Annotated in this window: 15 protein-coding genes, 2 tRNA genes and 2 rRNA genes; all 19 read left to right on the forward strand. The window is 39.5% G+C overall.

Going from position 1 to position 24992, the window contains the following annotated elements; translation table 11 throughout:
• Nucleotides 1–440 precede the first annotated feature (440 nt).
• Nucleotides 441–3551: a T9SS type A sorting domain-containing protein gene (locus H9Q20_RS07305; RefSeq protein ID WP_187477390.1), complete on the forward strand. Its 3111-nt coding sequence runs from the start codon at nucleotides 441–443 to the stop codon at nucleotides 3549–3551.
• Between the two features lie 83 nt (nucleotides 3552–3634).
• Complete coding sequence (locus H9Q20_RS07310; RefSeq protein WP_187477391.1) at nucleotides 3635–4702, forward strand: arginase; 1068 nt, start codon at nucleotides 3635–3637, stop codon at nucleotides 4700–4702.
• A 10-nt stretch (nucleotides 4703–4712) separates the two neighbouring features.
• Nucleotides 4713–5705, forward strand: a complete 993-nt coding sequence (locus tag H9Q20_RS07315) for a glycosyltransferase family 2 protein (protein WP_187477392.1) — start codon at nucleotides 4713–4715, stop codon at nucleotides 5703–5705.
• Between the two features lie 19 nt (nucleotides 5706–5724).
• A complete protein-coding gene (locus tag H9Q20_RS07320) occupies nucleotides 5725–6855 on the forward strand; it encodes an EpsG family protein (protein WP_187477393.1) in 1131 nt (376 codons plus the stop codon).
• 6 nt (nucleotides 6856–6861) lie between these two features.
• The gene (locus H9Q20_RS07325) at nucleotides 6862–7983 is read left to right on the forward strand and encodes a glycosyltransferase family 4 protein (protein ID WP_124642853.1); all 1122 of its coding nucleotides are present in this window, start codon (nucleotides 6862–6864) and stop codon (nucleotides 7981–7983) included.
• A 24-nt stretch (nucleotides 7984–8007) separates the two neighbouring features.
• Nucleotides 8008–8880, forward strand: coding sequence for a polysaccharide biosynthesis/export family protein (locus tag H9Q20_RS07330; protein WP_164472038.1), 873 nt, complete (start codon nucleotides 8008–8010; stop codon nucleotides 8878–8880).
• A gap of 2 nt (nucleotides 8881–8882) precedes the next feature.
• Nucleotides 8883–11366 carry an exopolysaccharide transport family protein gene (locus H9Q20_RS07335; protein WP_187477394.1) on the forward strand — a complete coding sequence of 828 codons (2484 nt, stop codon included), beginning with the start codon at nucleotides 8883–8885 and terminating at the stop codon, nucleotides 11364–11366.
• Nucleotides 11367–11564: 198 nt separating this feature from the next.
• Nucleotides 11565–12458, forward strand: coding sequence for a DUF6089 family protein (locus tag H9Q20_RS07340; RefSeq protein ID WP_124642847.1), 894 nt, complete (start codon nucleotides 11565–11567; stop codon nucleotides 12456–12458).
• Between the two features lie 7 nt (nucleotides 12459–12465).
• On the forward strand, nucleotides 12466–13209 hold the full coding sequence (gene uppS / locus H9Q20_RS07345; protein ID WP_124642845.1) for a polyprenyl diphosphate synthase: 744 nt from the start codon (nucleotides 12466–12468) through the stop codon (nucleotides 13207–13209).
• Between the two features lie 38 nt (nucleotides 13210–13247).
• Nucleotides 13248–15785: an outer membrane protein assembly factor gene (locus H9Q20_RS07350; RefSeq protein ID WP_124642843.1), complete on the forward strand. Its 2538-nt coding sequence runs from the start codon at nucleotides 13248–13250 to the stop codon at nucleotides 15783–15785.
• Between the two features lie 9 nt (nucleotides 15786–15794).
• A complete protein-coding gene (locus H9Q20_RS07355; protein ID WP_124642840.1) occupies nucleotides 15795–16367 on the forward strand; it encodes an OmpH family outer membrane protein in 573 nt (190 codons plus the stop codon).
• Between the two features lie 46 nt (nucleotides 16368–16413).
• On the forward strand, nucleotides 16414–16914 hold the full coding sequence (locus H9Q20_RS07360) for an OmpH family outer membrane protein (RefSeq protein ID WP_124642838.1): 501 nt from the start codon (nucleotides 16414–16416) through the stop codon (nucleotides 16912–16914).
• A 66-nt stretch (nucleotides 16915–16980) separates the two neighbouring features.
• Nucleotides 16981–17466 (forward strand): acyl-CoA thioesterase, encoded by a 486-nt coding sequence (locus H9Q20_RS07365; RefSeq protein ID WP_187477395.1) that lies wholly within the window; start codon nucleotides 16981–16983, stop codon nucleotides 17464–17466.
• 6 nt (nucleotides 17467–17472) lie between these two features.
• Nucleotides 17473–18339, forward strand: coding sequence for a dTDP-4-dehydrorhamnose reductase (gene rfbD, locus H9Q20_RS07370; RefSeq protein WP_187477396.1), 867 nt, complete (start codon nucleotides 17473–17475; stop codon nucleotides 18337–18339).
• 10 nt (nucleotides 18340–18349) lie between these two features.
• Nucleotides 18350–19036: a hypothetical protein gene (locus tag H9Q20_RS07375; RefSeq protein ID WP_124642832.1), complete on the forward strand. Its 687-nt coding sequence runs from the start codon at nucleotides 18350–18352 to the stop codon at nucleotides 19034–19036.
• A 956-nt stretch (nucleotides 19037–19992) separates the two neighbouring features.
• Nucleotides 19993–21510: ribosomal RNA gene (locus H9Q20_RS07380) — 16S ribosomal RNA — on the forward strand.
• Nucleotides 21511–21718: 208 nt separating this feature from the next.
• Nucleotides 21719–21792, forward strand: a tRNA-Ile gene (locus tag H9Q20_RS07385).
• 79 nt (nucleotides 21793–21871) lie between these two features.
• Nucleotides 21872–21945, forward strand: a tRNA-Ala gene (locus H9Q20_RS07390).
• 168 nt (nucleotides 21946–22113) lie between these two features.
• A 23S ribosomal RNA gene (locus tag H9Q20_RS07395) occupies nucleotides 22114–24872 on the forward strand.
• Together the 16S and 23S rRNA genes with 2 tRNA genes alongside form the textbook arrangement of a ribosomal RNA operon.
• The last annotated feature ends 120 nt before the right edge of the window (nucleotides 24873–24992 follow it).

Genomic DNA, 24992 nt, shown 5'->3' on the forward strand with positions numbered 1-24992 from the left:
AAATGGTTTCTATTGGCAACAGGTGTTTTGTTTCGTTTGATATTGATTTTTTGATGTGGTCTATATTCTTATTGTTCGATATTGTTGAATATTTTATATGGAATTAGGGTTTGTGCCGCTATTGATCGATTGTTGTGCGGTTTGTTAAAATTATTATTTTTAATAGGAGATTGTTCCTTTGTAAATTAATGACATTTATCATATTCTAGTAAATGATTAAAAATATCAACATAGTGAGTTTGTTGAATTGGTTTAAAATTTTGTTTAAATTTGATTCTAAACTGTTAATTTGGTTTAATTCACAAAATATTTAGCAATAAATTCTTGATTTATTAAAAATAATTATTTATCATTGTAGTGTTGAAATAATTTATATTTTTGCCGAACACATAATTGATGTTAAAAAATTTATTATTAACAAATAATAAAATTTTTAACCAATGAAGAAAATAGTAGTAATGCTTGCTTTGGCAAGCCTGGAGCTTTCTGCTCAAACCCTCGATTTTAAGAGGTCTCCCAACAGTTACATTTACGACACGGATTTAGCACAGTCTAACAATTACGGTGGTCTTTACATTCCGGTAAAGAAGGCGTATGAAATGTGGGCTAACTATGCTTATCTAAAAACCAATGGTGTGTCTACGCTAATTCCTGCAGGTACTTTATCGGCATCGGTCTTCTGGGAGGACAATCCAGGACTTATTTCGAACGCTGAAATTGTGATGGGTGCAACTCCCGATCAGTCGAAAATTAAAGTGCAAATTAGAAAATCTAAAGGTAAAGGAAATGCTGTAATTGCGTTCAAGGTCGATGGACAAGTGTATTGGAGCTGGCATGTTTGGGTAACCGACAATCCTGACAATGGAATTGTCTACAACCAAGGATTCGAAACCAATGCGGATATGCAACCTTTTGCTGTGCAGTACATGGATAGGAATTTAGGTGCAGGCGCTGCAGGATTTTTAGGCGACGATTGGCAAAAATCCGGTGGGTTGCTTTATCAGTGGGGTCGTAAAGATCCGTTCCCTGGATTGGTGTACAAAGACAATGATTTTTATGAAATTTCTGGAGAAGTAGGAGTGTTAAGACACAAACAGATTGATGCAACCAATACCATTCCTGTAAAACAAAGAGAGTTCAATGAAATTGAAAAAAATATTCAAGATGCCGTCAGAAATCCGTTGACCTACATCATCAATACCGATGCAACGGGCAATTGGTTCTCTAACAGTCGCTATAAAGTAGCAGGGACGAGTCCTAATTATACCACTTGGGATCTTTGGGCCGACAATGCTAAAGGTGGAAATTCTAATGCCAACAGTTCTAGTACAACTTTGAAAAATGAAAGCCGCTCTTATGAGTTGAAATCCGAATTGGATCCATGTCCTAACGGATGGAGAATTCCTTCGTATTACGGTCGTGAAACTCAAAACAATAACCTTTCATTTTTTGGTAGAAAAGACTGGAACAATAGTGATGCCAATATTTCATTCAGACAACTGTTTCCAGATGCACAAAATGCTCAGCTGAATGGTGTAAAGGTATATCCAGGTTTAGGAATTGATTTTGAACAAGCCGATGGAGGTGGAAGAAATTTGGGTCAAGTACCGGTTTCTGGTGTTTATGTTTATTATCCCAACACCTCGGCTCCTAATGCTGCGGTAGGTATAACTTTCCAAGATCAAGGCGCTGTTACAGGGCTTTGGAGTGCTACTTATGGATATGATGGAGCTCGTTTGTTTTCAATGATTTCGGATAATTTAAGAAACAATACGGCAGTAGGATTGCACGCTTTGTATAACAATCAGACCAACCCAACCAAAGCGGGGAACTCGATCCGTTGTATGAAAGATCCTAATTTGTTGAAAATAGGAAATTTTACCACTGAATATTTTGCAGATGCAAGAGAAAATTATACAAAAGGACTGAATAACCCGAACTCGTATATAGCGACAGACGGTGGTACGGTAACAATTCCTGTGAGTAAGGCGTTTTCTGTGTACAATCAAATGTTGAGCAATAACGAAATGCTGAACTCAGATAATTTGGTTTCTAAAGTTTTGTGGTCCACAAACCCAGGATTAATCCAAAGTATTCAAATTGTTCAGACTTCAGGAGATGCTAGAGATGCAAATATTGTGGTACAGCTTAACCCGAATCAAAAAGGAAATGCGGTGATCTCTTTGCACAACGGAGATACCGGTACCGATGCATATTGGAGCTGGTTGATTTGGGTTCCGAACGGAAATCCAACGACCAATACAGTTTCGTACCTCACAGAAGCCAATTTGACTTCTCAATATAATTTTGTGAATCCAACGAAGAGTACCTTGCCGCCTTTGGTAACCACTTTTATGGATAGAAATCTAGGAGCTCAAGAGGTGATGCCTTCACAGTTTAACCAAGATGCTGCAGATCAAGCTCAAGGATTGCATTTCCAGTGGGGAAGAAAAGATGCCATTCCTGCGTTCAATAAGAGAGGTGCAACAACGCAATTGTTATATCTGGGTTCGGAAAACTCATCTCTAAACGGGATCATCAATTATACCGCCATGACTCCGGATGCGTATGAAAATACCATGGCTGTGCCGTTTGCAAATTATGCTGCAAATAACGGAACGGCTTTCGAGAAAACAAGAGCGAGTATTTTGTATTCGGTGAAGAATCCTCAAAAATTTCTTTACCAAACCGGGACAGGGACCTTGTACAATGGAGGGAATCATTATTCCAACGATCTTGCTCAGGTGAGAGATTGGGTGTCTTCGGATCGTGCTCAGGCTCAGGAAAGATGGGGGCATGCAACGGCTAAATCCGTTTATGACCCTTGTCCACAAGGTTGGAGGGTGCCGGATGTTTCTTTTACCAATTTGTACTCTGGTTCCAAAGGAAATTCTCCTTGGTACAATGGATATAAAAACGATGCAACCGGAAAACCGGGAATCATCCAAGATCAATGGTATGATGTTGCTTCTTCTTATTTGGGAGAAAATGTGAACGGTAGAGGTTGGTCTTTCCAAAACTCAGCGTATAAAATTGGCAACTATGCCAACGATGGTATTCGTGGCGAATTGGGTGGGAAAACCATCAGTTATGATAGAGCCGGAGTTTGGACATCATCTTTGGCAGATATGAGAACGGGCTATGCTTTGGCCATGCAGTTCCAAAATTCGAATAACAAAATGCAAACGGCAACAGGGGTTTATCCTCAGGCTGCCATGGGTGTTCGATGTGCAAAAGATGAAAGTCGCTTGCTGGGTGTGCCGGTTGCGTCTATACCAACTGGGAATAATCCAGGAACTTTAGGGACGAACGATGTCAACGGAGATCATGATGTGTTGGAGGTATATCCAAACCCTTTCCACTCTGAGATTAACATTAAAAATGAGAAAATAAAATCTTTCGAAATGTACGATATGTCCGGTAAATTGGTTTATTCCGGCGAGGTAAAAGAAGGTAAGATTCAGGCGGCTCATCTTCAAAATGGAGTGTATCTTCTGAAGGTGATCAAGTCTAATGGCAATGCAGAGGTGAAAAAAATTATTAAAAATTAGTATTTTTAAGTACTAATCCGTCAAAGGCACAAATTTTTGTGCCTTTTTTTGTATGTTTGTTTTTATGTTAAAACTTTCCCAATATGAATTTTGAAGATTTTGTAATTCCGCCTCAATCCATTAATGTTGAACCTTGGCAATTGGGAAGTTTGATGGTTTCGGAAATTGAAAAAGGGGTCGTCGTGTTGGTTTTTGTTTCCGACAATCGGGGAGCTGGATACCATGCCGAAAGTCAGAATTTTTTTAAATTCAGAAAGAAGTTGTACAAATTGTCAAAAGGCGATCTGAGTTTGAGAATCCATGATTTGGGCGATCTGATTTCCGGAACTACCTTGCAGGATACTCATTATATCTTGCAAGAACTTCTGCTTTACTGTCATCAGGTTGGTGCTATTCCGGTAGTGATTGGTGGCGGTATTGATTTTTCTTATTCCATGTTTTCTGCTCTGAATGCTGAGTGTAAAAATATAAACTACACCCATATTTCAAATTCAATTTCTTTGTTGAATGACGAAGGAGTGATTTCTGAAAAGAATTATTTGTCTCATATTTTGTCAACACCGGATTTTGGCATCGGGCAATTTAATTTTTTGGGACTGCAAAGGCATTATGTGGATCCAGAATCCATAAAGTTGCTAAAGCATGTTGATTTCGAAGTGGTGCCACTCGCCAATATGATGAATACGACAGAAAAATCAGAACCCTATTTTAGGAATGCCGATTTGGTCACTCTCAATTGCGATGCTGTGGAAACGACAATAGGGAATTTTTCGCTTCACCCTCAGATTAATGGACTGAACAAAAGGGAGATTTGTGCTTACATGAAGGAGGTTGGGCTTAGTAGTAATCTGAAAGGAGTTGGAGTATTCAATATTTATTATGATGAAGATGAGGTTCTCAATATTCAACTTTTAGCCCAGATGCTTTGGTATCTTTTGGACGGTATTGGCATTCAAAATTCCCATCCAAAAGAACGACAAAAAGAGTCGTATATTGTTGCTTTGGGGGATAAGAAAATTCTTTTCAGAAGAGATGTGTTCTCTGATTTGTGGTATTTTGTGGATGAATATACGGCCAAAGAAATTCCGTGTACCCGAGAAGATTTTAATCTTGCAAAAAAAGGCTATCTCAACCAACGATTTTTAAAATAATCTGTATTTTATGGTGAAAGTTTCTATCATCGTTCCGGTGTACAATGTTGAGGGGTTTCTGGAAAAATGCCTTCGTTCTTTGGTGAGGCAATCTCTGGAAGAAATAGAAATTATTGTTGTGAATGACGGTTCTACCGATGGTTCTCAGAGGATTATCGATAAGTTTGCATCTGATTTCCCGAAAAAAATTAGAGCCTTTCAAAAAGAAAATGGAGGGTTGAGCGATGCCAGAAATTATGGGCTGGATCGTGCAAGTGGAGATTTTATAGGTTTTGTGGATAGCGACGACTGGGTGTCCCAAACCATGTTTGAAGAGATGTATTTTCTTTCGCAAAAACATCGTGCCGAAATGGTAATTTGTAATCTTCAAAAGGTTAATGATGCTGGAGCGGTTCTTCAAAAATTGACACAAATCCCCAATATGCCAGAAAAAATTGACTTGGAAACTCATTTTTCAGTCTTTTCGGATATCAGTTATTTTGCCTGCAATAAATTGTTCAAAAAATCCTTGTTTGAGGGGATGAGGTTCAAAAAAGGTATTCATTTTGAAGACATCGAATTGATCCCGCAATTGTTGTTGAACTGTACGACTTTGGCGCAGACACAAAACTATCATTATCACTATTTGGTGCGTAGTGGCTCTATTTCAAAAACCCATACAGAAAAAGGTTTGGATATTCTTTCTGCTGTTGATGCCGTTGGCTTGGCATTCAGAAACTCTCGGTACAAGCATCATTTGTCGGGAATGAAAAATTTCCAAATTTTGGAAGGGGTCTATACCTTTTTGGCGTATTTGGCTTTTGTAAAAGACCCTTCGACCTACAAAAAAATGTCAAGCGAACTGAAAGGTTTTGTTAAAGAAAATCAAATTAATCTTAAAGAAATATTAACATTTACGAGGTTTGGAAAGAATTATCTCTTATATTTGTCTTTAGGAAAAAAAATTTACTATTTAATGTATTTTTTCGGGTTGGGTAACATGCTGAAGAAATTATTAAAATAACAAAAACACAGTTCTATCGATGCATATTCTACATCCGATTTTCATCGTAATATTTCTATTTCTTGCGGTAGCGAGTTACTATGAAGTGTTCCGTCTGGAGAAGAAGCAGCCCATTTTTGTGTGGATTGCTGGGGTGTTGATGGTTGTTGCTGTGGGTTTTAGGATTAATGTAGGTGCAGATTACCCAGTTTACAAACAACTTTTTACCGATTTTTCCATTTATGTCAACTATTCCGATGTTTGGGAAAAGGCCCTTTTCGGAAATAGCCAACTCGAGATTGAGTGGCTTTTTGTTTTGATCAATAAGGTGGTACTCAATCTTGGTTTTCCTTTCTATATCGTCACTTTTATTATGGCTGTAATCGCCATGAGTTTGAAGTTTTCGGCCATTTATCAAAATGTTGAATTTCCTGCTTTGGCGATGTTGTTTTATTTTATGCCCATCATGTTTTTCGAAGACAGTGGACAGATGAGGCAGGGGATTGGGATTGCAATTTGTGTCTATTCCTTCAAGTACATTAAAAGTCGAGAGTTGTTCAATTACTTGGTGATGATGTATTTTGCATTGGCATTTCATAAGACGAGTATCGTCTTTATTCCGGCGTATTGGTTGGTTCGTATTCCCATGAATTCGACTCGTATTTTCTGGGTGCTTGTTATAGCTCTTCTTTCTTCTCCGTTAGAATTGTACCGTTTTGGAGGGGAGTTGTTTTCTTCCGTGGCTCCTCAGGATATTTCCGGGGCTTATACCGGTTATTTGGACGATAGATACTACGGTACGGAAGTGGAAACCGGTTTGAATGACTTGGTGAAATTAGTTTGGATTGTTATCCTAATTCGATTTGATAAAAAAGGCTGCGATGAGGTTTGGTATTATGAATACATGAGAAATCTTGCGGTATTTGGCATGGCTTTATTTTATTTTTTTAGAGCCAACGAAATTTTTGCAGTACGATTGCCGGGTGCTTATATGTTCTTTGTGGCCATGTTTTGTTTGCCCAATATCGTTTACGCCGTTCAAGATCGATTTAGGCAGATTTTATATTTAGGGTTTATGACTTATTTTTCGATGATGTTTTTCTATTTCGGAAACGGAAACGGTTTCAGAGGTAGCTTTACATCCGATCGATATCAAAATGCTTTGTGGTAGAAAACTATGATAACAATAGGAAATTTTTTTAACGAATTGGGTTTGCCCTTTTTTTATGTAAAACTCGCACTGAGCTTTGCACTGTCCTTTGCTATCGTATATTATTCCATACCTACAGTTATTAAGATTTCAAAGCGAAAAAACCTGATGGATGAGCCCGGTGGACGAAGCTCACACTTGAGGAAAATTCCAAATTTAGGTGGGATTTCTATATTTTATTCCATTGGGATATGTGCATCTATTTTTGCATTTGAACTTTTCGTAATGTATAAATTCTTATTTGCCTCGTTGATTATTTTGCTTTACATCGGAGTGATGGACGATATTGTCGTGATGCGGGCATACAAAAAATTAATGGCTCAAATAGTGGTTTCTACCCTGATTGTTGTAGGCTCAGATGTTCGAATCAGAAATTTATTCGGAATTTTTGGACTGTATGAAATAGAATATTGGGTGTCGGTTTTTGTAAGCATCTTTACCTTTATTATTCTCATCAATGCGTTTAATCTTATCGATGGGATCGATGGTTTGGCAGGGTCCTATTCCTTTATCTGTAGCGCATTTTTCGGTATTTCCTATTATCGTTTGGGTGAGTTTAATTATCCTTTGGTCATGCTTTCTGTAGTTATCATGGGAAGTGTTTTGGCATTCTTGTATTTTAATTTGTCCAATTATAGACACAATAAAATATTCATGGGCGATACCGGTTCTATGATTTTGGGTTTTTTATTGGCATTTACAGCCATTTGTTTTATCGATTTGTTTATAAGCAAACAAACGGTAGATTATACCTATTATCACTTACAAACCGCACCGGCAGTAGCGGTGGCCATTCTAATTTTACCCATAATTGATACATTGAATGTGATTATCATTCGATTAAAAAATAAAAAATCACCTTTCGAAGCCGATAAAAATCACATTCATCATAAATTGCTCAATCTTGGACTTACCCACAGACGCTCCTCATTTTACATTATCCTGTATTATTTGATGATAGTTGCGGTTGCCTATGTGTTGAGACATTGGAATGTGAATATTTTATTGATAATCATTGTTTTTTTAGGTTTTGTTGGTGCCTATTTGCCGGATTTGGCGAATAAAATGAAAAAAAATAGAATTAAATAGTATTTTTGTTAAATATATCGTATGATGAAAAATATAAACTACTTACTGATCGTCGTATTTTCTACCCTTTGCATGTCTTGTGTAACCATGAAGGAGGTAAGATACAACCAACCAAGTGAGAGCTTGGTAGTGAACGAAGAGGGTCTCGTGCCGTACAACATACAGCCGTACCGAGTGACTAAAAACGATATCTTGAAACTGAATATCGTCACCACTCCAAAAGGTGATGCTGCACAGTTTTATTCGTCATTGAATGCGCCTGCCAACGGAACTGCAGGTGGTGCAGTGGGAGGAGCTGCTTCTAACCAGATGAGTTCGAGCCAAGGAAGTAGCGGCAGCACTGCTGGAAATACTCATTTCTATTTTAACGGTTTGAAAGTGGATTCCAATGGAGAGATCAACATCATGGGAATTGGATTTGTAAAAGCCGAAGGCCGAACTTTGGCAGAGATTACAAAAGAAATCCAGGAAAAAGTAAACGAGAATTTTATGGAAGGCAAATCTCAAGTGAGATTGGATACCGATGGAATTACCTATTACATTGTTGGTGATGTGGAAACCGTTGGGATTACCGGTGAAAAAGTTGCTCATAAAAACACACTGAATATTTTCGAAGCGTTATCCATCAACGGTGGGCTGAATCGTACGGTAGATAGAAAAATTGTTGAAATACATAGAAAATATCCTGAAGGTATTAAAATCGTAAAACTGGACTTAACCCGACAAGATGTCATGAACTCACCCTATTATTGGATACAAAATGGTGATGAAATCTATCTGAATACTCGAGGCAAAAATCTTAACGGCTTTGGAAAAGATCCCGTACAGACACTTACCACAGGAGTCTCTCTACTTACCACTGTAATGTCCATTTATCTAATCTTAACACGACTATAATCATGATACCTGAAAAAGTAAATAAAACGACCAATAAAGATCATGTTGGGGCATTTTCTTTATTCGATATCGAACATTTTTTAAGACGAGTAGTCGGTGGTTGGTATTGGTTTGTCCTGATGGGCTTGTTGGGATACGGAATAGCATATTTGTATAGTAAATATTATGCGCAACGCGTTTATGCATCCAACCTAACACTCAGCATCTCCAACAATACAGCAAGTTATTTTACGCCTAACCAGTCCATCAATTTTATTTGGGGACAAGGTGGCAATCAAGATGGAGTGCTCCTGAAAAAATTGTTGATGTCCAGAACGCACAATGAATATTTGGTGAAGGAGCTGGACCTATACACCAATTATTCAACCAAAGGTCTGTTAAAAGAAACCTATTTGGATAAATTTGACTCGCCTGTTTTGTTGGAAGTGGATAAAAGCCATGCGCAATTGGTGAGTTATCCAATTACATTAATGCCTAAAGGTAAAGATCGCTTTGAAGTGGTACTTCCAGAAGAGGGAGATTATGTATCCTTGTACAATTATAGTACAGAAGCTCTTCAATCAACAGTGAAGTACAAAAAACCGGAAAACAAAATCATTACCGTAGGCGAATGGTATGAGTCTCCAATTCTGAAATTCAAATTAACGAAAAACCCAAATCCGGCACCTATTGTATTTGAAAATATTATTGTATCTCTCTCAACGGTAAACGATGCGGTGAATGGAATTATAAACACCTTAAGTGTTGATTTTGATCAAGAAATAAACTCCATGATGGTGATCTCCAAAAAAGGCTATAACCTAAATGGAACTGTAAATTTTCTTAATTTTTCTGTTGATGAATTAATCAAAAAAAGATTGAAAGATCAAAATGTAGTGGATAAAAATACCGAAGCTTATCTTGCTGAAAACTTGAACGGCATGAGGAAAAAATTAGACTCGAGTGCTGAAAAGTTGAATACTTTGAAAATCACAGAGAAGCTATACGACATCAAAGATAGAGACGAAAAATCCATACAACAAATTAACGAGTTAGATGCCAAGAAGGCAGATTTGCTTACCAAAATCAACTCATTGGACAACATCCGATCTACGGTTGCATCTAGTAATTTAGACAAATTAATTAGCATGAATGCCGCTGGGATAGATGATGGGATCTTTACCGCTACCATGTCTGAGCTGAAAGCGTTGTATGAGAAAAAAAGGGAAATGGCGAGTATCTACACGCCAAATTCAGAACCGATCAAAGAAATTAACAGGCAAATCGCTCAAGCCAGAGGCGGATCATCTAATGCACTTGGAAAATACTATCAAATGTATGCTCAGGAACTTGGAAGATTAAATTCAAAAATTGCCGAGGTTGAACAAGGCATGGAATCTTTTCCGGAGAAACAAAGAAAATATTTGGATGTAGAAAGAGGGCATAACATGATCGAAACGGCATACAATTCTTTGCTTTCTAAACAAAACGAAACCCAACTTCGAGTTGCCGGTAACAAATCGGACATTAATGTAATCGATAAAGCAAAGAATCTTAATCAAAGTCCTATCGCACCTAATGTTACAGGTACAAAATACACCATTATTGGTTCATTATTGGCCATTCCGTTGCTATTTTTCTTGGGTGTAGAATTTTTGGATAATAAAATCAGAAATATAAAAGAACTGTTGAAAGCTACCAAAATCCCATTAATAGGTGTTATTGGAAGCAACAATCACGATAACAATTTGACGGTTTTAGAACAAACAAAATCTTCAGTATCTGAGGCGTTTCGTGGGGTTAGAGCCAATCTGAGGTTTTTGCACAACGAAGATCAAAAGTCTAAAGTCATTCTTGTAACCTCTTCCATCAGTGGAGAAGGTAAAACATACATCTCCATAAATATTGCTTCAGTTTTAGCGTTGAGTGGGAAGAAAACCATACTCTTGGGGATGGACCTTAGAAAACCAAAGATTTTTGGAGATTTTAAAGTGGATAACAAATACGGTGTTTCAAATTATTTGTCCGGTGAAGTATCAAAAGAACAAATCATCAATCCAACACAAATTCCATCGTTATCCGTTGTTACCTCCGGTCCAATTCCTCCTAATCCATCAGAATTGTTGATGAGTGAAAGGAACTTGAAATTTATCGAGGATCTTAAAAACGATTACGATTACATCATTATCGACTCGCCTCCTGTAGGATTGGTAGCCGATTCGTATGAGTTGATGAAAATTTCCGACGCCAATGTCTATGTGGTACGACATGAATACACAGAGAAATACATGCTTAAGATGATCTCTGAAAAATATCACGACAAAGAAATTTCTCATCTTGGACTGATCTACAACGACTATCACATCAAACACGGTTACGGCTACGGCTACGGTTATGGCTACGGTTACGGTTACGGCTACGGTTATTTCGACGAAGACGCCGATTATAAAGAACCTATGTTTTTGAAAATTAGAAATAAATTTAGAGAGATATTCAATAAAAATTAATACATTTAGTCCCTTGTAAAAGGGACTTTTTTTAAATTAAAATAAATTCGCGGAAATAAATATAAAATTCGACCGTTGTTAATGAGAATAATTTGTTAATTCTAAACATTTAATATCATATTATGAATTTCATTAATGCAAAAAAGTTTTATATTTGCAGAAATTAAGATTTAATATAACCATAAACCAATTTCTTCTATGAATAAAAAATTATTATATGGCCTAATGGCTGCTTTTGTATCTGTAGCCGGTTTCAAAGCACAACGACACGAGATCGGTTTGCGTGCAGGGATGAGTAATTTGGTTGGAGATATTGGACAAACCAGTTTTTTGTTGCAAAAACCAATGGGTGTAAGCAAGATGTCAGATTACGGATTCCCAGGCGTGATTGGTGGTTTGTACAGAATGAATTTCAACCCCCATCAGACACTTCGTTTTGATGTGAGTTACGCTCATGTTCAGTTTAATGATAATTTTGCAAAAGAAGAATATAGAAGAAATAGAAAGATGTGGGGCACCAACAATATTTTGTCGGCCAGTGCCATTTTCGAATACAATTTCCTACCGGTGAACAACGAACAAAAAAGCATGCTGAGTCCTTACATTTTCGGAGGTATTGGCGGTATGGTTTTCGATGTTACCCAAGCTACACTCAACCACGATTTTAGAAGGGATACCGATGGAGCAGCCTTGGCTCCACAAAATGAAATTGATTTCGTTTCTACAGCAAGCTATTCAACCGGAAAAAGGGTAACCATGCACATCCCTTTTGGTATAGGTTTAAAATATAAATTTAATAACAATTGGGCGTTGTTCGGAGAAATGATGTTCAGTCCTACCATCTCAGATCAATTGGATTATAGTAAACTGATATCCAAAGATATCAAATCCAGCTATAATGGAGATATTGTAGATCCTACAACCGGAAGATCCTTGTTGTTATCGTCTCCATATTTCAATGTTTCAAAAGAAAGAGAAGAGTATTTCATTAACGAAAGAACGGTAGGCGATATACGATCCAAAGATTGGGTCAACAGTGTGACTTTGGGTCTGTCATACTCTTTCGGAAGACCTCCTTGTTATTGTGATTAATATAAATATGTCATCATTTAAAGATAAATTAGATTTAAAAAAATTACCACAGCATGTAGCCATCATCATGGATGGCAACGGCAGGTGGGCAAAAACCAAAGGCGAAGAACGAACCTTTGGACATAAAAATGCAATAGATGCCGTTAGAAGCGCCATCAATGCATGCAACGAAATCAATATTCCTTACCTCACCCTTTATACCTTTTCCTCTGAAAATTGGAATCGGCCAAAGGATGAGGTTAGTAGTTTGATGAATTTGCTTTCAGAAACTTTACTTTTAGAAGCCGAAGATATTTTTAATAAAGGCCTTAGGCTTCATGTTATTGGAGATATTGACAAATTGCCCAATTTGGTCAAAGATCAATTATTCAATTTAATGGAAATTACGAAAGACAATACCAGAGGGAATTTGGTATTAGCCCTCAGTTACGGTTCAAAAGATGAAATCTTGAATGCGGTAAAACAAATTTCTAACAAAGTGAAACGAGGTGAACTTCAACCGGAAGACATTAACGAATCCATTTTCGAACAACATCTGTATACCAAAAATATCCCACCAGTAGATTTGCTCATTCGTACAAGTGGCGAAGTGCGTGTAAGCAACTTTTTGCTTTGGCAAATAGCCTATGCAGAAATGCAATTCTTGGATATTCTTTGGCCCGATTTCAATAGAGAAGTTTTTTTCCAATGCATCCATAACTTTCAAAATACCGAAAGACGATACGGAAAAACCACAGAGCAATTGTCCTAATTTTCAATTATTTTTTTAAACAGTCAGAATACATTATAATGAAGTTCAAATTCATACCTGTCCTTATGTTTGCGGCATCTGCACATTTTTATGCCCAAGTTACTCCACCCAGTGGCAATAAGGACGATCAGCCGGTCTATACTCAGGCTCAATCGGGTAAATACTTTTTAAAAGACATCGTTGTCGATGGTGTTAAAAAATATACCCCAACACAAATCCTTAGATTTACAGGTCTTAATAAAGGAGAAAGTGTGGAAATACCCGGCTCAAAAGTTTCCAATGCCATCAAAAAACTTTGGGACACACAATCTTTTTCAGAAGTCGAAGTTTATGTTCAGAGTATTGATGGAGAAAATATCATCCTGAAATTTCACCTTCAAGATCTTAAAGAATTGGGCGAAGTAAAATTTGAAGGAAAAGGCATCGGGAAATCTAAAAATGAAAAGCTCATCAAAGACAGTAAGCTGAAACCGGGTGTCAAAATTACCCAAGACTTGGTGTCGAATTTGAAAATTAATGTTCCTAAAGATTATGTAAAAAAAGGATATGCCGATGCCAAAATCAGCATCTCCGAAAAGCCCAATGCACAAAATCCAGAAATGGTCGATTGGACCATTAATTTGGATAAAGGGAAAAGAATAAAAATCGATCGCATTACTTTCGAAGGAAACAAAGAAGTTTCTAGCAAAAAGCTGAAAAGTAAAGCCTTTAAAGAAACCAAAGAAAAAAGATTTGGTATCGGAGGAATTTTGAAATCGTCCAAATTTATTCGTGAAAAATACGAAGAAGATAAAGACAATCTCATCAACTACTACAACTCTCTTGGTTTTAGAGATGCTACCATAGTTTCGGATTCGGTATATAGAAACAAAAAGAACAATTTTGATATCGATGTTAAACTGAACGAAGGGAAAAAATACTACATCGGAGACATCAGTTTTGTAGGGAACACAGCCTATTCTACCGAGGCTCTAGAGAAAATTTTAGGTTATAAGAAAGGAGACATCTACGATGCTGTAGGTTTCAATAAAAAAGTAGGTGAAGATGGCGGAAAAGAAGACGATTCCGACATCAAATCCGTGTACATGAACAACGGTTACCTGTTTTCTTCCGTAACTCCGGTTGAAAAATCGGTTTCTGGAGACTCCATTAATCTGGAAGTGCGTATTAATGAAGGCGAAAAAGCCAGCTGGAACCATGTAACCTGGAGCGGAAACACCACCACTCACGACCATGTGGTACTTCGTTCTTTGAGAACAAAACCAGGAGCACTTTTCAGAAAAGGAGACATCAAGAGAACCTATTTTGATCTGGCTTCCATGCAGTTTTTTGATCCTCAACAAATTAAATACGATATTAACCCAAATCCACAAGACAACACGGTAGATGTTAACTGGGGATTGGTAGAAAAAGGGTCGTCACAAGTACAGTTGCAAGCCGGTTATGGAGGAAACTCTTTTATCGGAACCTTGGGACTTACATTTAATAACTTTTCTTTGAGAAATTTCTTGAAGTTCAAAGATTTCAAACCGGTACCGCAAGGAGATGGTCAGACACTTTCCATACAAGCGCAAGCGGGGGTTTATTTCCAAAATTACGGTTTATCATTTACAGAGCCGTGGTTGTTTGGTACCAAACCAACTGCACTTACGGTGAGTGTTAATCAATCTTTAGTAAACTACAAAGACTATAACGGAAGTGCTCAGAAACTTAATATTTTCTCTGCCAGTGCAGGTCTCAACAGACTATTGAAATGGCCAGATGATTATTTCTCTTTGTACACAGGTCTGCAATTCCAATCGTATAATTTTAATAATTATCCGTTCAACTTTGGAAATACCGTAGAGTACAACGGTACGGCCAATAATTTCAGTTTGAACCTTGGTTTAAGCAGAAATTCTGCGGGATACGATCCAATTTTCCCTACCGAAGGTTCCAATATTGAAGCTTCATTAAAAATTACGCCTCCGTATTCTTTGTTTTCTAAGAAAGATTACTCGACCATGTCGCCAATTGATAAGTACAAATGGTTGGAATTTTATAAAATTAAATTCAAAGCCGACACTTACAATCAACTTATCGGAAAGTTGGTGCTAAGAACAACGGGCGAAATGGGCTTCCTTAGCGGACTGAACAGCGAATTGGGAGCGCCACCATTTGAGCGATTCTATGTTGGTGGGACTGGACTTTTCGGTGGCCGTTACGACGGTAGAGAATTGATCCCATTGAGAGGGTACGAAAACGCATCAACCACCGGAGGTACCATGGAGGACATTACACAATCTGGAGGTGGTACCATCTACAATCGTTTCTCTTTGGAGCTTAGATATCCGATCTCTCTGAACCAAACGGCAAAAATCTACGCACTTTCTTTTGTTGAAGGAGGAAATGTTTGGAACTCTTGGTCCGGGTATAACCCATTCCAATTAAAAAGATCGGCTGGGGTAGGGATCAGAGTGTACATGGGAGCATTCGGACTTATTGGATTTGATTTTGCTTACGGTTTCGACAAGACGCTTTACAGCAACGAACCTGCCGGTTGGAAAACCCACTTCCTAATGAACCAATCGTTATAACATTTGATTATGAAAACTTTAAAATCTTTCATCGTTTTAGCATCACTTACCGTTTTTTCTACGGTGAGCGCCCAAAAAATTGGAGTGGTCGATACCGAATATATCCTGAATAAAATTCCGGAATATAAGGAAGCTGAAGGAAGATTGAATGCTCAAATCACCACTTGGCAAACCAATTTGCAAAACTTAGAAGCCGAATATAAAAAGAAAAAATCCGCTTTTGAGAACGAAAAAGTCTTGCTGATCGGTGACCAATTGAAGCAGAGAGAAAAAGAAGTGTTGGATCTGGAAAACAACATCCGAACCACAACCAGTCTTCGATTTAGTTCAAACGGCGAGGTCAATCAGTTAAGACAAAATTTGGTGATCCCATTTCAAGACAAAATTTGGAATGCCATCAAAACCATTTCAGAAAAAAACGGCTTGGGCATAGTTCTTGATAAAAGCAATAATGTCAATGTCATTTTCCTTCAAAAAAGATTTGACTATACCGACAAAGTGTTGGACTTCTTGTTAAAAGGCGATGCCGCATCCAAGAAAAAGAAAGAAAAAGAAAAAAAATCAACAGAAAGAGAAAGATAACAACTTTCACATTATATTTGTAACCAATTAATTTTTTATTCATATTATGAAAAGACTTAGTGTATTATTTGCAGCGGTAATGATGTTCGTAGCTGTAGGAACTGCAAGTGCTCAACAAAAATTAGCTCACATGGATTATCAAGAAGTACTTGCACTAATGCCAGAAGCTAAAAAAGTATCAACAGATTTGGATACTTTCAGTAAAACCAAAGAAGCAGAAATCAAAAAGTTGGCAGATGCATGGCAAGCTGATGTGAAAAAATACCAAGATGAAGCTCCTAAAATGACAGAAGCACAGAGAAGTGCTAAAGAAGCAGAATTGGGTAAAACACAGCAAAATCTTCAGCAAATGGCAACAACAGCTCAAGCAGACTTGTTGAAAAAAAGAGAAACTCTTCTAAAGCCTGTTGTTGATAAACTGAACGCTGCAATTGCCAAAGTGGCTAAAGCCAACCTTTGGGATTATATTTTGGATACTCAATCCTTAATTTACCACGCAGGTGTAGATGCTACACCGGATGTGAAAAAAGAATTGGGAATTAAATAATCCATTCCTTTTAAAACTTATTCTAAAACCACCTTTTTATTGGGTGGTTTTTTTATTTTTGTACCCATGTTAAAAGAAGTTTCAACACGAGCTAAAATTCGTTTCGCCGATTGCGATCCTATTGGACATCTCAACAATGTGAAATATTTGGAGTACATGCTCAATGCCCGAGAAGACCATGTTGAGGAGCAATTTGGTTTTACTTACGAAGAATATACCCGCAAAACAGGTTATACCTGGATCGCCATTCAAAACGAGATTGCCTATCTTCGTGAGGTTCGGTACAACAATACCGTGATCATTTCTAGTAAATTGATCGAACTAAATGACAGAACTTCTAAGGTTGAAATCACCATGACCTCTCTGGACGGGCAAACAACCCACGCCGTTTTGTGGATTTCTACCATATATTTCAACATGAAAACCAGAAAATCCGAAAATATGCCTCAAGAGTCTAAAGATCTCTTCCAAAAACATCTTTTTGAGTTGGACCAACAAAATTTTTCGGACCGAGTGCATCAACTCAGATTAAATAATAAAAAACAAGATTAAACAGACATGAAAATACTCGTAACAGGATCTAATGGACAATTGGGAAAATGCTTACAGAAAATTGCAGACCAATTTCCAGATTCAGAATTCTTCTTTAGAAACGCAACAGAATTGGACATTACCAATGAAGACGATCTGGAGGAGGCTTTCTCGGAGATCAAACCTCAATATTGCATCAACGCAGCAGCGTATACCGCGGTGGATAAAGCCGAAGAGGAGCAAGAAAAAGCTTTTGCCATCAATGCTTATGCCATAGAAGGTTTGGCAAAAGTTTGCAAGTCGCACCATACAACGCTCATTCATATTTCTACCGACTATGTTTTCGACGGCGATACCAATTTGGACTATTCAGAAGACGATTTTACCAATCCCCTCGGTGTTTATGGACAATCCAAGCTCTTGGGCGAAGAATTGGCTTTGGCAGAAAATCCTAAAACCATCATCATCAGAACTTCTTGGTTGTATTCAGAATTCAATAAAAATTTTGTTAAAACCATGCTGACTTTGTTCGATCAAAAAAAAGAACTGAATATTGTAAACGATCAATTCGGACAGCCCACCAATGCCAACGATTTGGCAGAAGCCATCCTGCAAATCATCCAATCGGACAAAAAAGAATACGGAACTTTCCATTATTCCAACTACCCGGAAACCACTTGGTATCATTTTGCACAAAAAATTGCAGAAATTTCTCAATCAAAGATCACACTGAATCCAATCCCAACTAAAGACTATCCAACACCGGCCAAAAGACCGACTCGAAGTACTTTTTGTTTGGATAAAATTGAGAAGTCGTATAAAGTCGAAATCAAACATTGGGAAAACTCTTTGGAAGATTGTTTGGCCTCCATCAACAATACCAATTTACTTTAAAGGCTGTAGTATGAAGAAATTATTCTCAACCTTTTTGCTCTTTTTCTTTGCCAACTTGTTTTTTTCACAAGAAGTTTACCTTAGAAAAATTGTGGACATCAACAAAGACTCCAAAGACAAAGTGCTCTTGGCTATGCCTCAGGCTCAATCCACATCCAAACTCCTGGGAGAGATAGAAGTGATAGGGTTTTCCGAGAACGACCAAAACACCTTCAAATTAATATACAATAAGGCAAAAGAAATTGGAGCCAATACCTATGTGCTAAAAAAATTCGAAAATATAGACGGCAGCCTTCGGGATCTAGACCCTTCACATTATAAATTGAATCTATATTACACACCAATCCAAGATGTAAAAACCAATCCAAATTTGATCCATATCATTTCATCTTCTAAGAAAGATCAAAAAATTCGTATTAACGATCGCACCCAATCACTTCCCTCAAGAACTTATTTGGTGAAAAATCTCTCGCCAGGAGAGGCACTTTCCCTCTCCACCAGGAAATTATTGGGATCTTCAGTCAAATATATTAATGACGAAACCAAGTCGCCGGCCTATTTCCAAATTTCCGGTTTTAGTCTGCACGAAGATGCCTACGGAAATGCAGGTTTGGTTCTGAAATCTGGAGACATTAACAAATTAGACCAATCCTACGGACAGTTTCTAACCACAATTTATCAAGAAATAAAAAATTAATAAAAAAATCCTCACAAACTCCATGTTGAGGATTTCTCATTTCCATACCTTTATCTCTCTACAATTTTTAGCAATAAGATTTCGTCATTCTTCAGTACTCGTCCCGCTGTCCGCTGTATCTTTTGTGCCTGGGCTTTCCCCAAGGCTTACAAAAGGATGCCGCTCCCATCGGGGCTAGGATAGAGGGACAGAGACCTCCAATCGGCCTGTGTGTTTACTTTTTGGTTTTTGGTATATTTGAGGTTTTTCACTTTTTTTCAATCAAAGTATAAATCAATAATATCTCTTTGATGCCCTCCCAAATATATTCCAGAAGAAAGATATTAATAAAACACTCCCCATCAATCAAACGCCAAACACCATCAACCTTTTCCCCTCCTTCAAGGATTCACTATCCTTGAAGGATTTTATTCAGTACCGCCAATAATTCCCCACCATTTAAAGCGATCCTACATCCCCATCAGCCAAAAACCAAACACCAAACACAAAAAAATCACCGTCATAATCAACGAGTTAAGAAAGATTTAAAAATAAAATAGGCGAAACGCTTGTTATTTAACATAATCTTTCTACTTTTGCAGTCCCGAAAGAGAGGGAGCGCAGAAGCAAAACAGACAGATAAGTTGACTTAAAAAAATAAGAAAATAAATTTGTCCATTACAAATAATCGTTTTACCTTTGCAGTCTCTAAAAAGAGGCGCAGGAGTAAAGATGGGATAAATTGAGATAGCAATCGTTCTTACGAAAAAGAGTTCGAAAAAAAATCAAAATTTATTTTGTCAGGTTAAAAAAGTTTATTACTTTTGCACTCGCAAATCGGAAGTCGCTGAGACAGCGAAATAAGAGGAAGCGAAAAGAGAGAGATCATTGAAATACAAGATACAACCAAAATAAAAGTAAGGAAAAAAAACTAAAGCGTCAAAAACTTTGAGTGAGTCGAACAAGGAAACAAACATACAATGGAGAGTTTGATCCTGGCTCAGGATGAACGCTAGCGGGAGGCCTAACACATGCAAGCCGAGCGGTAGAGATTCTTCGGGATCTTGAGAGCGGCGTACGGGTGCGTAACACGTGTGCAACCTGCCTTTATCTAGGGGATAGCCTTTCGAAAGGAAGATTAATACCCTATAATATATTGATTGGCATCAATTGATATTGAAAACTCCGGTGGATAGAGATGGGCACGCGCAAGATTAGATAGTTGGTGAGGTAACGGCTCACCAAGTCGATGATCTTTAGGGGGCCTGAGAGGGTGATCCCCCACACTGGTACTGAGACACGGACCAGACTCCTACGGGAGGCAGCAGTGAGGAATATTGGACAATGGGTGAGAGCCTGATCCAGCCATCCCGCGTGAAGGACGACGGTTCTATGGATTGTAAACTTCTTTTGTACAGGGATAAACCTACCCTCGTGAGGGTAGCTGAAGGTACTGTACGAATAAGCACCGGCTAACTCCGTGCCAGCAGCCGCGGTAATACGGAGGGTGCAAGCGTTATCCGGATTTATTGGGTTTAAAGGGTCCGTAGGCGGACTTATAAGTCAGTGGTGAAAGCCGGCAGCTTAACTGTCGAACTGCCATTGATACTGTAGGTCTTGAGTGTATTTGAAGTGGCTGGAATAAGTAGTGTAGCGGTGAAATGCATAGATATTACTTAGAACACCAATTGCGAAGGCAGGTCACTAAGATACAACTGACGCTGATGGACGAAAGCGTGGGGAGCGAACAGGATTAGATACCCTGGTAGTCCACGCTGTAAACGATGCTAACTCGTTTTTGGGTTTTTAAGACTCAGAGACCAAGCGAAAGTGATAAGTTAGCCACCTGGGGAGTACGTTCGCAAGAATGAAACTCAAAGGAATTGACGGGGGCCCGCACAAGCGGTGGATTATGTGGTTTAATTCGATGATACGCGAGGAACCTTACCAAGACTTAAATGGGAATTGACAGCTTTAGAAATAGAGCCTTCTTCGGACAATTTTCAAGGTGCTGCATGGTTGTCGTCAGCTCGTGCCGTGAGGTGTTAGGTTAAGTCCTGCAACGAGCGCAACCCCTGCCAATAGTTGCCATCATTCAGTTGGGGACTCTATTGGGACTGCCTACGCAAGTAGAGAGGAAGGTGGGGATGACGTCAAATCATCACGGCCCTTACGTCTTGGGCCACACACGTAATACAATGGCCGGTACAGAGGGCAGCTACACTGCGAAGTGATGCGAATCTCGAAAGCCGGTCTCAGTTCGGATTGGAGTCTGCAACTCGACTCTATGAAGCTGGAATCGCTAGTAATCGCGCATCAGCCATGGCGCGGTGAATACGTTCCCGGGCCTTGTACACACCGCCCGTCAAGCCATGGAAGTTTGGGGTACCTGAAGTCGGTGACCGTAAAAGGAGCTGCCTAGGGTAAAACAAGTAACTAGGGCTAAGTCGTAACAAGGTAGCCGTACCGGAAGGTGCGGCTGGAACATCTCATTTTAGAGACAACACGTCAAAAAAAATACTATTCTTAGTAGACTTACAAAAAGTGCTTTAGTTTTTTTACTTTTTTGGTTGAATCACAACATAACCCCTAGAAATTAGTAGAAGGGATGAAGAGATTTTAGTTTAAGAAGTTAGAAGTTAGACCTTAGAAGTTAGTAAAGCTGACAACTATCAACTAACAACCGACAACTAAAAACAAAGAAGTCTCGTAGCTCAGCTGGTTAGAGCGCTACACTGATAATGTAGAGGTCGGCAGTTCGAGCCTGCCCGAGACTACTAATTTGGTTGATGGTTTATGGTTATCCGTTGCTGGTAGAACCAACAACCGACAACTAAGGACCGACAACAATATAAGGGGGAATTAGCTCAGCTGGCTAGAGCGCCTGCCTTGCACGCAGGAGGTCAAGGGTTCGACTCCCTTATTCTCCACAGTTAGTATGTATTGATTAGAACTTGGTACTAAGTATAGTGAGAGCCACTATCAACCGATAACGAATCACTGGCAACTAAAGAATTAAAGATCATTGACATTAACGATAAAGACATCACAAAGAGAAAACCGAGCACAAGAGTGCTCGAGTAACCAATAAAATTAGGAAAGAAATCGTTAAGGGCGTATGGCGGATGCCTAGGCTTTCAGAGGCGAAGAAGGACGTGGTAAGCTGCGAAAAGCTCGGGGGATTGGCACACACGAATTGATCCCGAGATGTCCGAATGGGGCAACCCAATACATTGAAGATGTATTACTGCGTAAGCAGAGCAAACCCGGAGAACTGAAACATCTAAGTACCCGGAGGAAAAGAAATCGAAGAGATTCCGTAAGTAGTGGCGAGCGAAAGCGGATTAGCCCAAAAGCTTTTATATATTTAGAGGAATGTTCTGGAAAGAACAATCGTAGAAGGTGATAATCCTGTACTCGAAAGGTATACATAAGTGAAGAAAGAGTAGGGCGGGACACGTGAAATCCTGTCTGAATATGGGGGGACCATCCTCCAAGGCTAAATACTCCTGAAAGACCGATAGTGAACAAGTACTGTGAAGGAAAGGTGAAAAGCACTTCGAATAGAAGGGTGAAATAGAACCTGAAACCGTACGCCTACAAGCGGTCGGAGCTCATATTTATATGTGTGACGGCGTGCCTTTTGCATAATGAGCCTACGAGTTAATTTTACTAGCGAGGTTAAGTAATTAAGTTACGGAGCCGGAGCGAAAGCGAGTCTGAATAGGGCGGATAGTTAGTAGGATTAGACGCGAAACCTTGTGATCTACCCATGGGCAGGTTGAAGCTTTGGTAACACAAAGTGGAGGACCGAACCGGTTGACGTTGAAAAGTCTTCGGATGACCTGTGGGTAGGGGTGAAAGGCCAATCAAACTGGGAGATAGCTCGTACTCCCCGAAATGCATTTAGGTGCAGCGTCGATGTTAAGTTTATTAGAGGTAGAGCTACTGATTGGATGCGGGGGAGTCAAATCCTACCAATTCCTGACAAACTCCGAATGCTAATAAATGTTCGTCGGCAGTGAGGGCATGGGTGCTAAGGTCCATGTCCGAGAGGGAAAGAACCCGGACCAACAGCTAAGGTCCCCAAATCTATACTAAGTTGAAACAACGCGGTTGGACTGCATTGACAGCTAGGATGTTGGCTTGGAAGCAGCCATTCATTTAAAGAGTGCGTAACAGCTCACTAGTCGAGCGGTCCGGCATGGATAATAATCGGGCATAAGTATAGTACCGAAGCTATGGATTTATAATTTATATTATATCTGGTAGGGGAGCATTCTGTTTGCGCCGAAGCAGTATCGTGAGGTATTGTGGAGCGGACAGAAAAGAAAATGTAGGCATAAGTAACGATAAAGGGGGCGAGAAACCCCCTCACCGAAAGACTAAGGTTTCCTCAGCCATGCTAATCAGCTGAGGGTTAGTCGGGACCTAACGCGCACCCGAAAGGGGAAGTGGATGGACATAGGGTTAATATTCCCTAACTTGCTCTCGAATAAAGGGGACGGTTTTGTGTAGCTGCTGGAGACTGACGGAATAGTCAAGGCCTAGCCTTCGGGCGAAGCTGTTGCAGTGTAACGAGATCCAAGAAAAGCCGAAGAGAAGCAACCCGTACCAAAACCGACACAGGTAGTCGAGGAGAGAATCCTAAGGTGCTCGAGTGAGTCGTGGCTAAGGAACTAGGCAAAATAGTCTCGTAACTTCGGGAGAAGAGACGCCAGCGCAAGCTGGCCGCAGTAAAAAGGCCCAGGCGACTGTTTATCAAAAACACAGGACTCTGCTAAATCGAAAGATGCTGTATAGGGTCTGACACCTGCCCGGTGCTGGAAGGTTAAGGAAGGTGCTTAGCGCAAGCGAAGGCATTGACTGAAGCCCCAGTAAACGGCGGCCGTAACTATAACGGTCCTAAGGTAGCGAAATTCCTTGTCGGGTAAGTTCCGACCTGCACGAATGGTGTAACGATCTGGGCACTGTCTCAGCCACGAGCTCGGTGAAATTGTAGTATCGGTGAAGATGCCGATTACCCGCAATGGGACGAAAAGACCCTGTGAACCTTTACTATAACTTCGTATTGACTTTGAGTAAGTAATGTGTAGGATAGGTGGGAGACTTTGAAGCAGGCACGCTAGTGTTTGTGGAGTCATCGTTGAAATACCACCCTTTACTTACTTGGAGCCTAATCCCGCTGAGCGGGAGACATTGCGTGGTGGGTAGTTTGACTGGGGTGGTCGCCTCCAAAAGAGTAACGGAGGCTTTCAAAGGTACCCTCAGCACGCTTGGTAACCGTGCGTAGAGTGTAATGGCATAAGGGTGCTTGACTGTGAGACCTACAAGTCGATCAGGTGCGAAAGCAGGACATAGTGATCCGGTGGTTCCGTATGGAAGGGCCATCGCTCATAGGATAAAAGGTACTCCGGGGATAACAGGCTAGTCTCCCCCAAGAGCTCACATCGACGGGGAGGTTCGGCACCTCGATGTCGGCTCGTCACATCCTGGGGCTGGAGAAGGTCCCAAGGGTTGGGCTGTTCGCCCATTAAAGTGGCACGCGAGCTGGGTTCAGAACGTCGTGAGACAGTTCGGTCTCTATCTATTGCGGGCGTTAGATGTTTGCGAGGACTTGAATCTAGTACGAGAGGACCGATTTGAACAAACCTCTGGTGTATCTGTTGTGCCGCCAGGCGCACCGCAGAGTAGCTATGTTTGGAAGAGATAAGCACTGAAAGCATATAAGTGCGAAACTCGCCTCAAGATGAGACATCTTTTAAGGGTCGTGGGAGATGACCACGTTGATAGGCTATAGGTGTAAAGCTGGTAACAGCATAGCCGAGTAGTACTAATTACCCGTAGATTTATAGCCTAATGGTTGGGCACTCTTAGTGAAGAGGTTTGCTCTTTGTGATTTGTTTTTATCGATTTTTTACTTAGAAGTTAGAAATGAGATGTTAGAAGTTAGATTGTGTCTAATGTCTAACCACTT

The organism is Amniculibacterium sp. G2-70 (assembly GCF_014353055.1).
Classification (GTDB): Bacteria; Bacteroidota; Bacteroidia; order Flavobacteriales; family Weeksellaceae; genus Amniculibacterium; species Amniculibacterium aquaticum.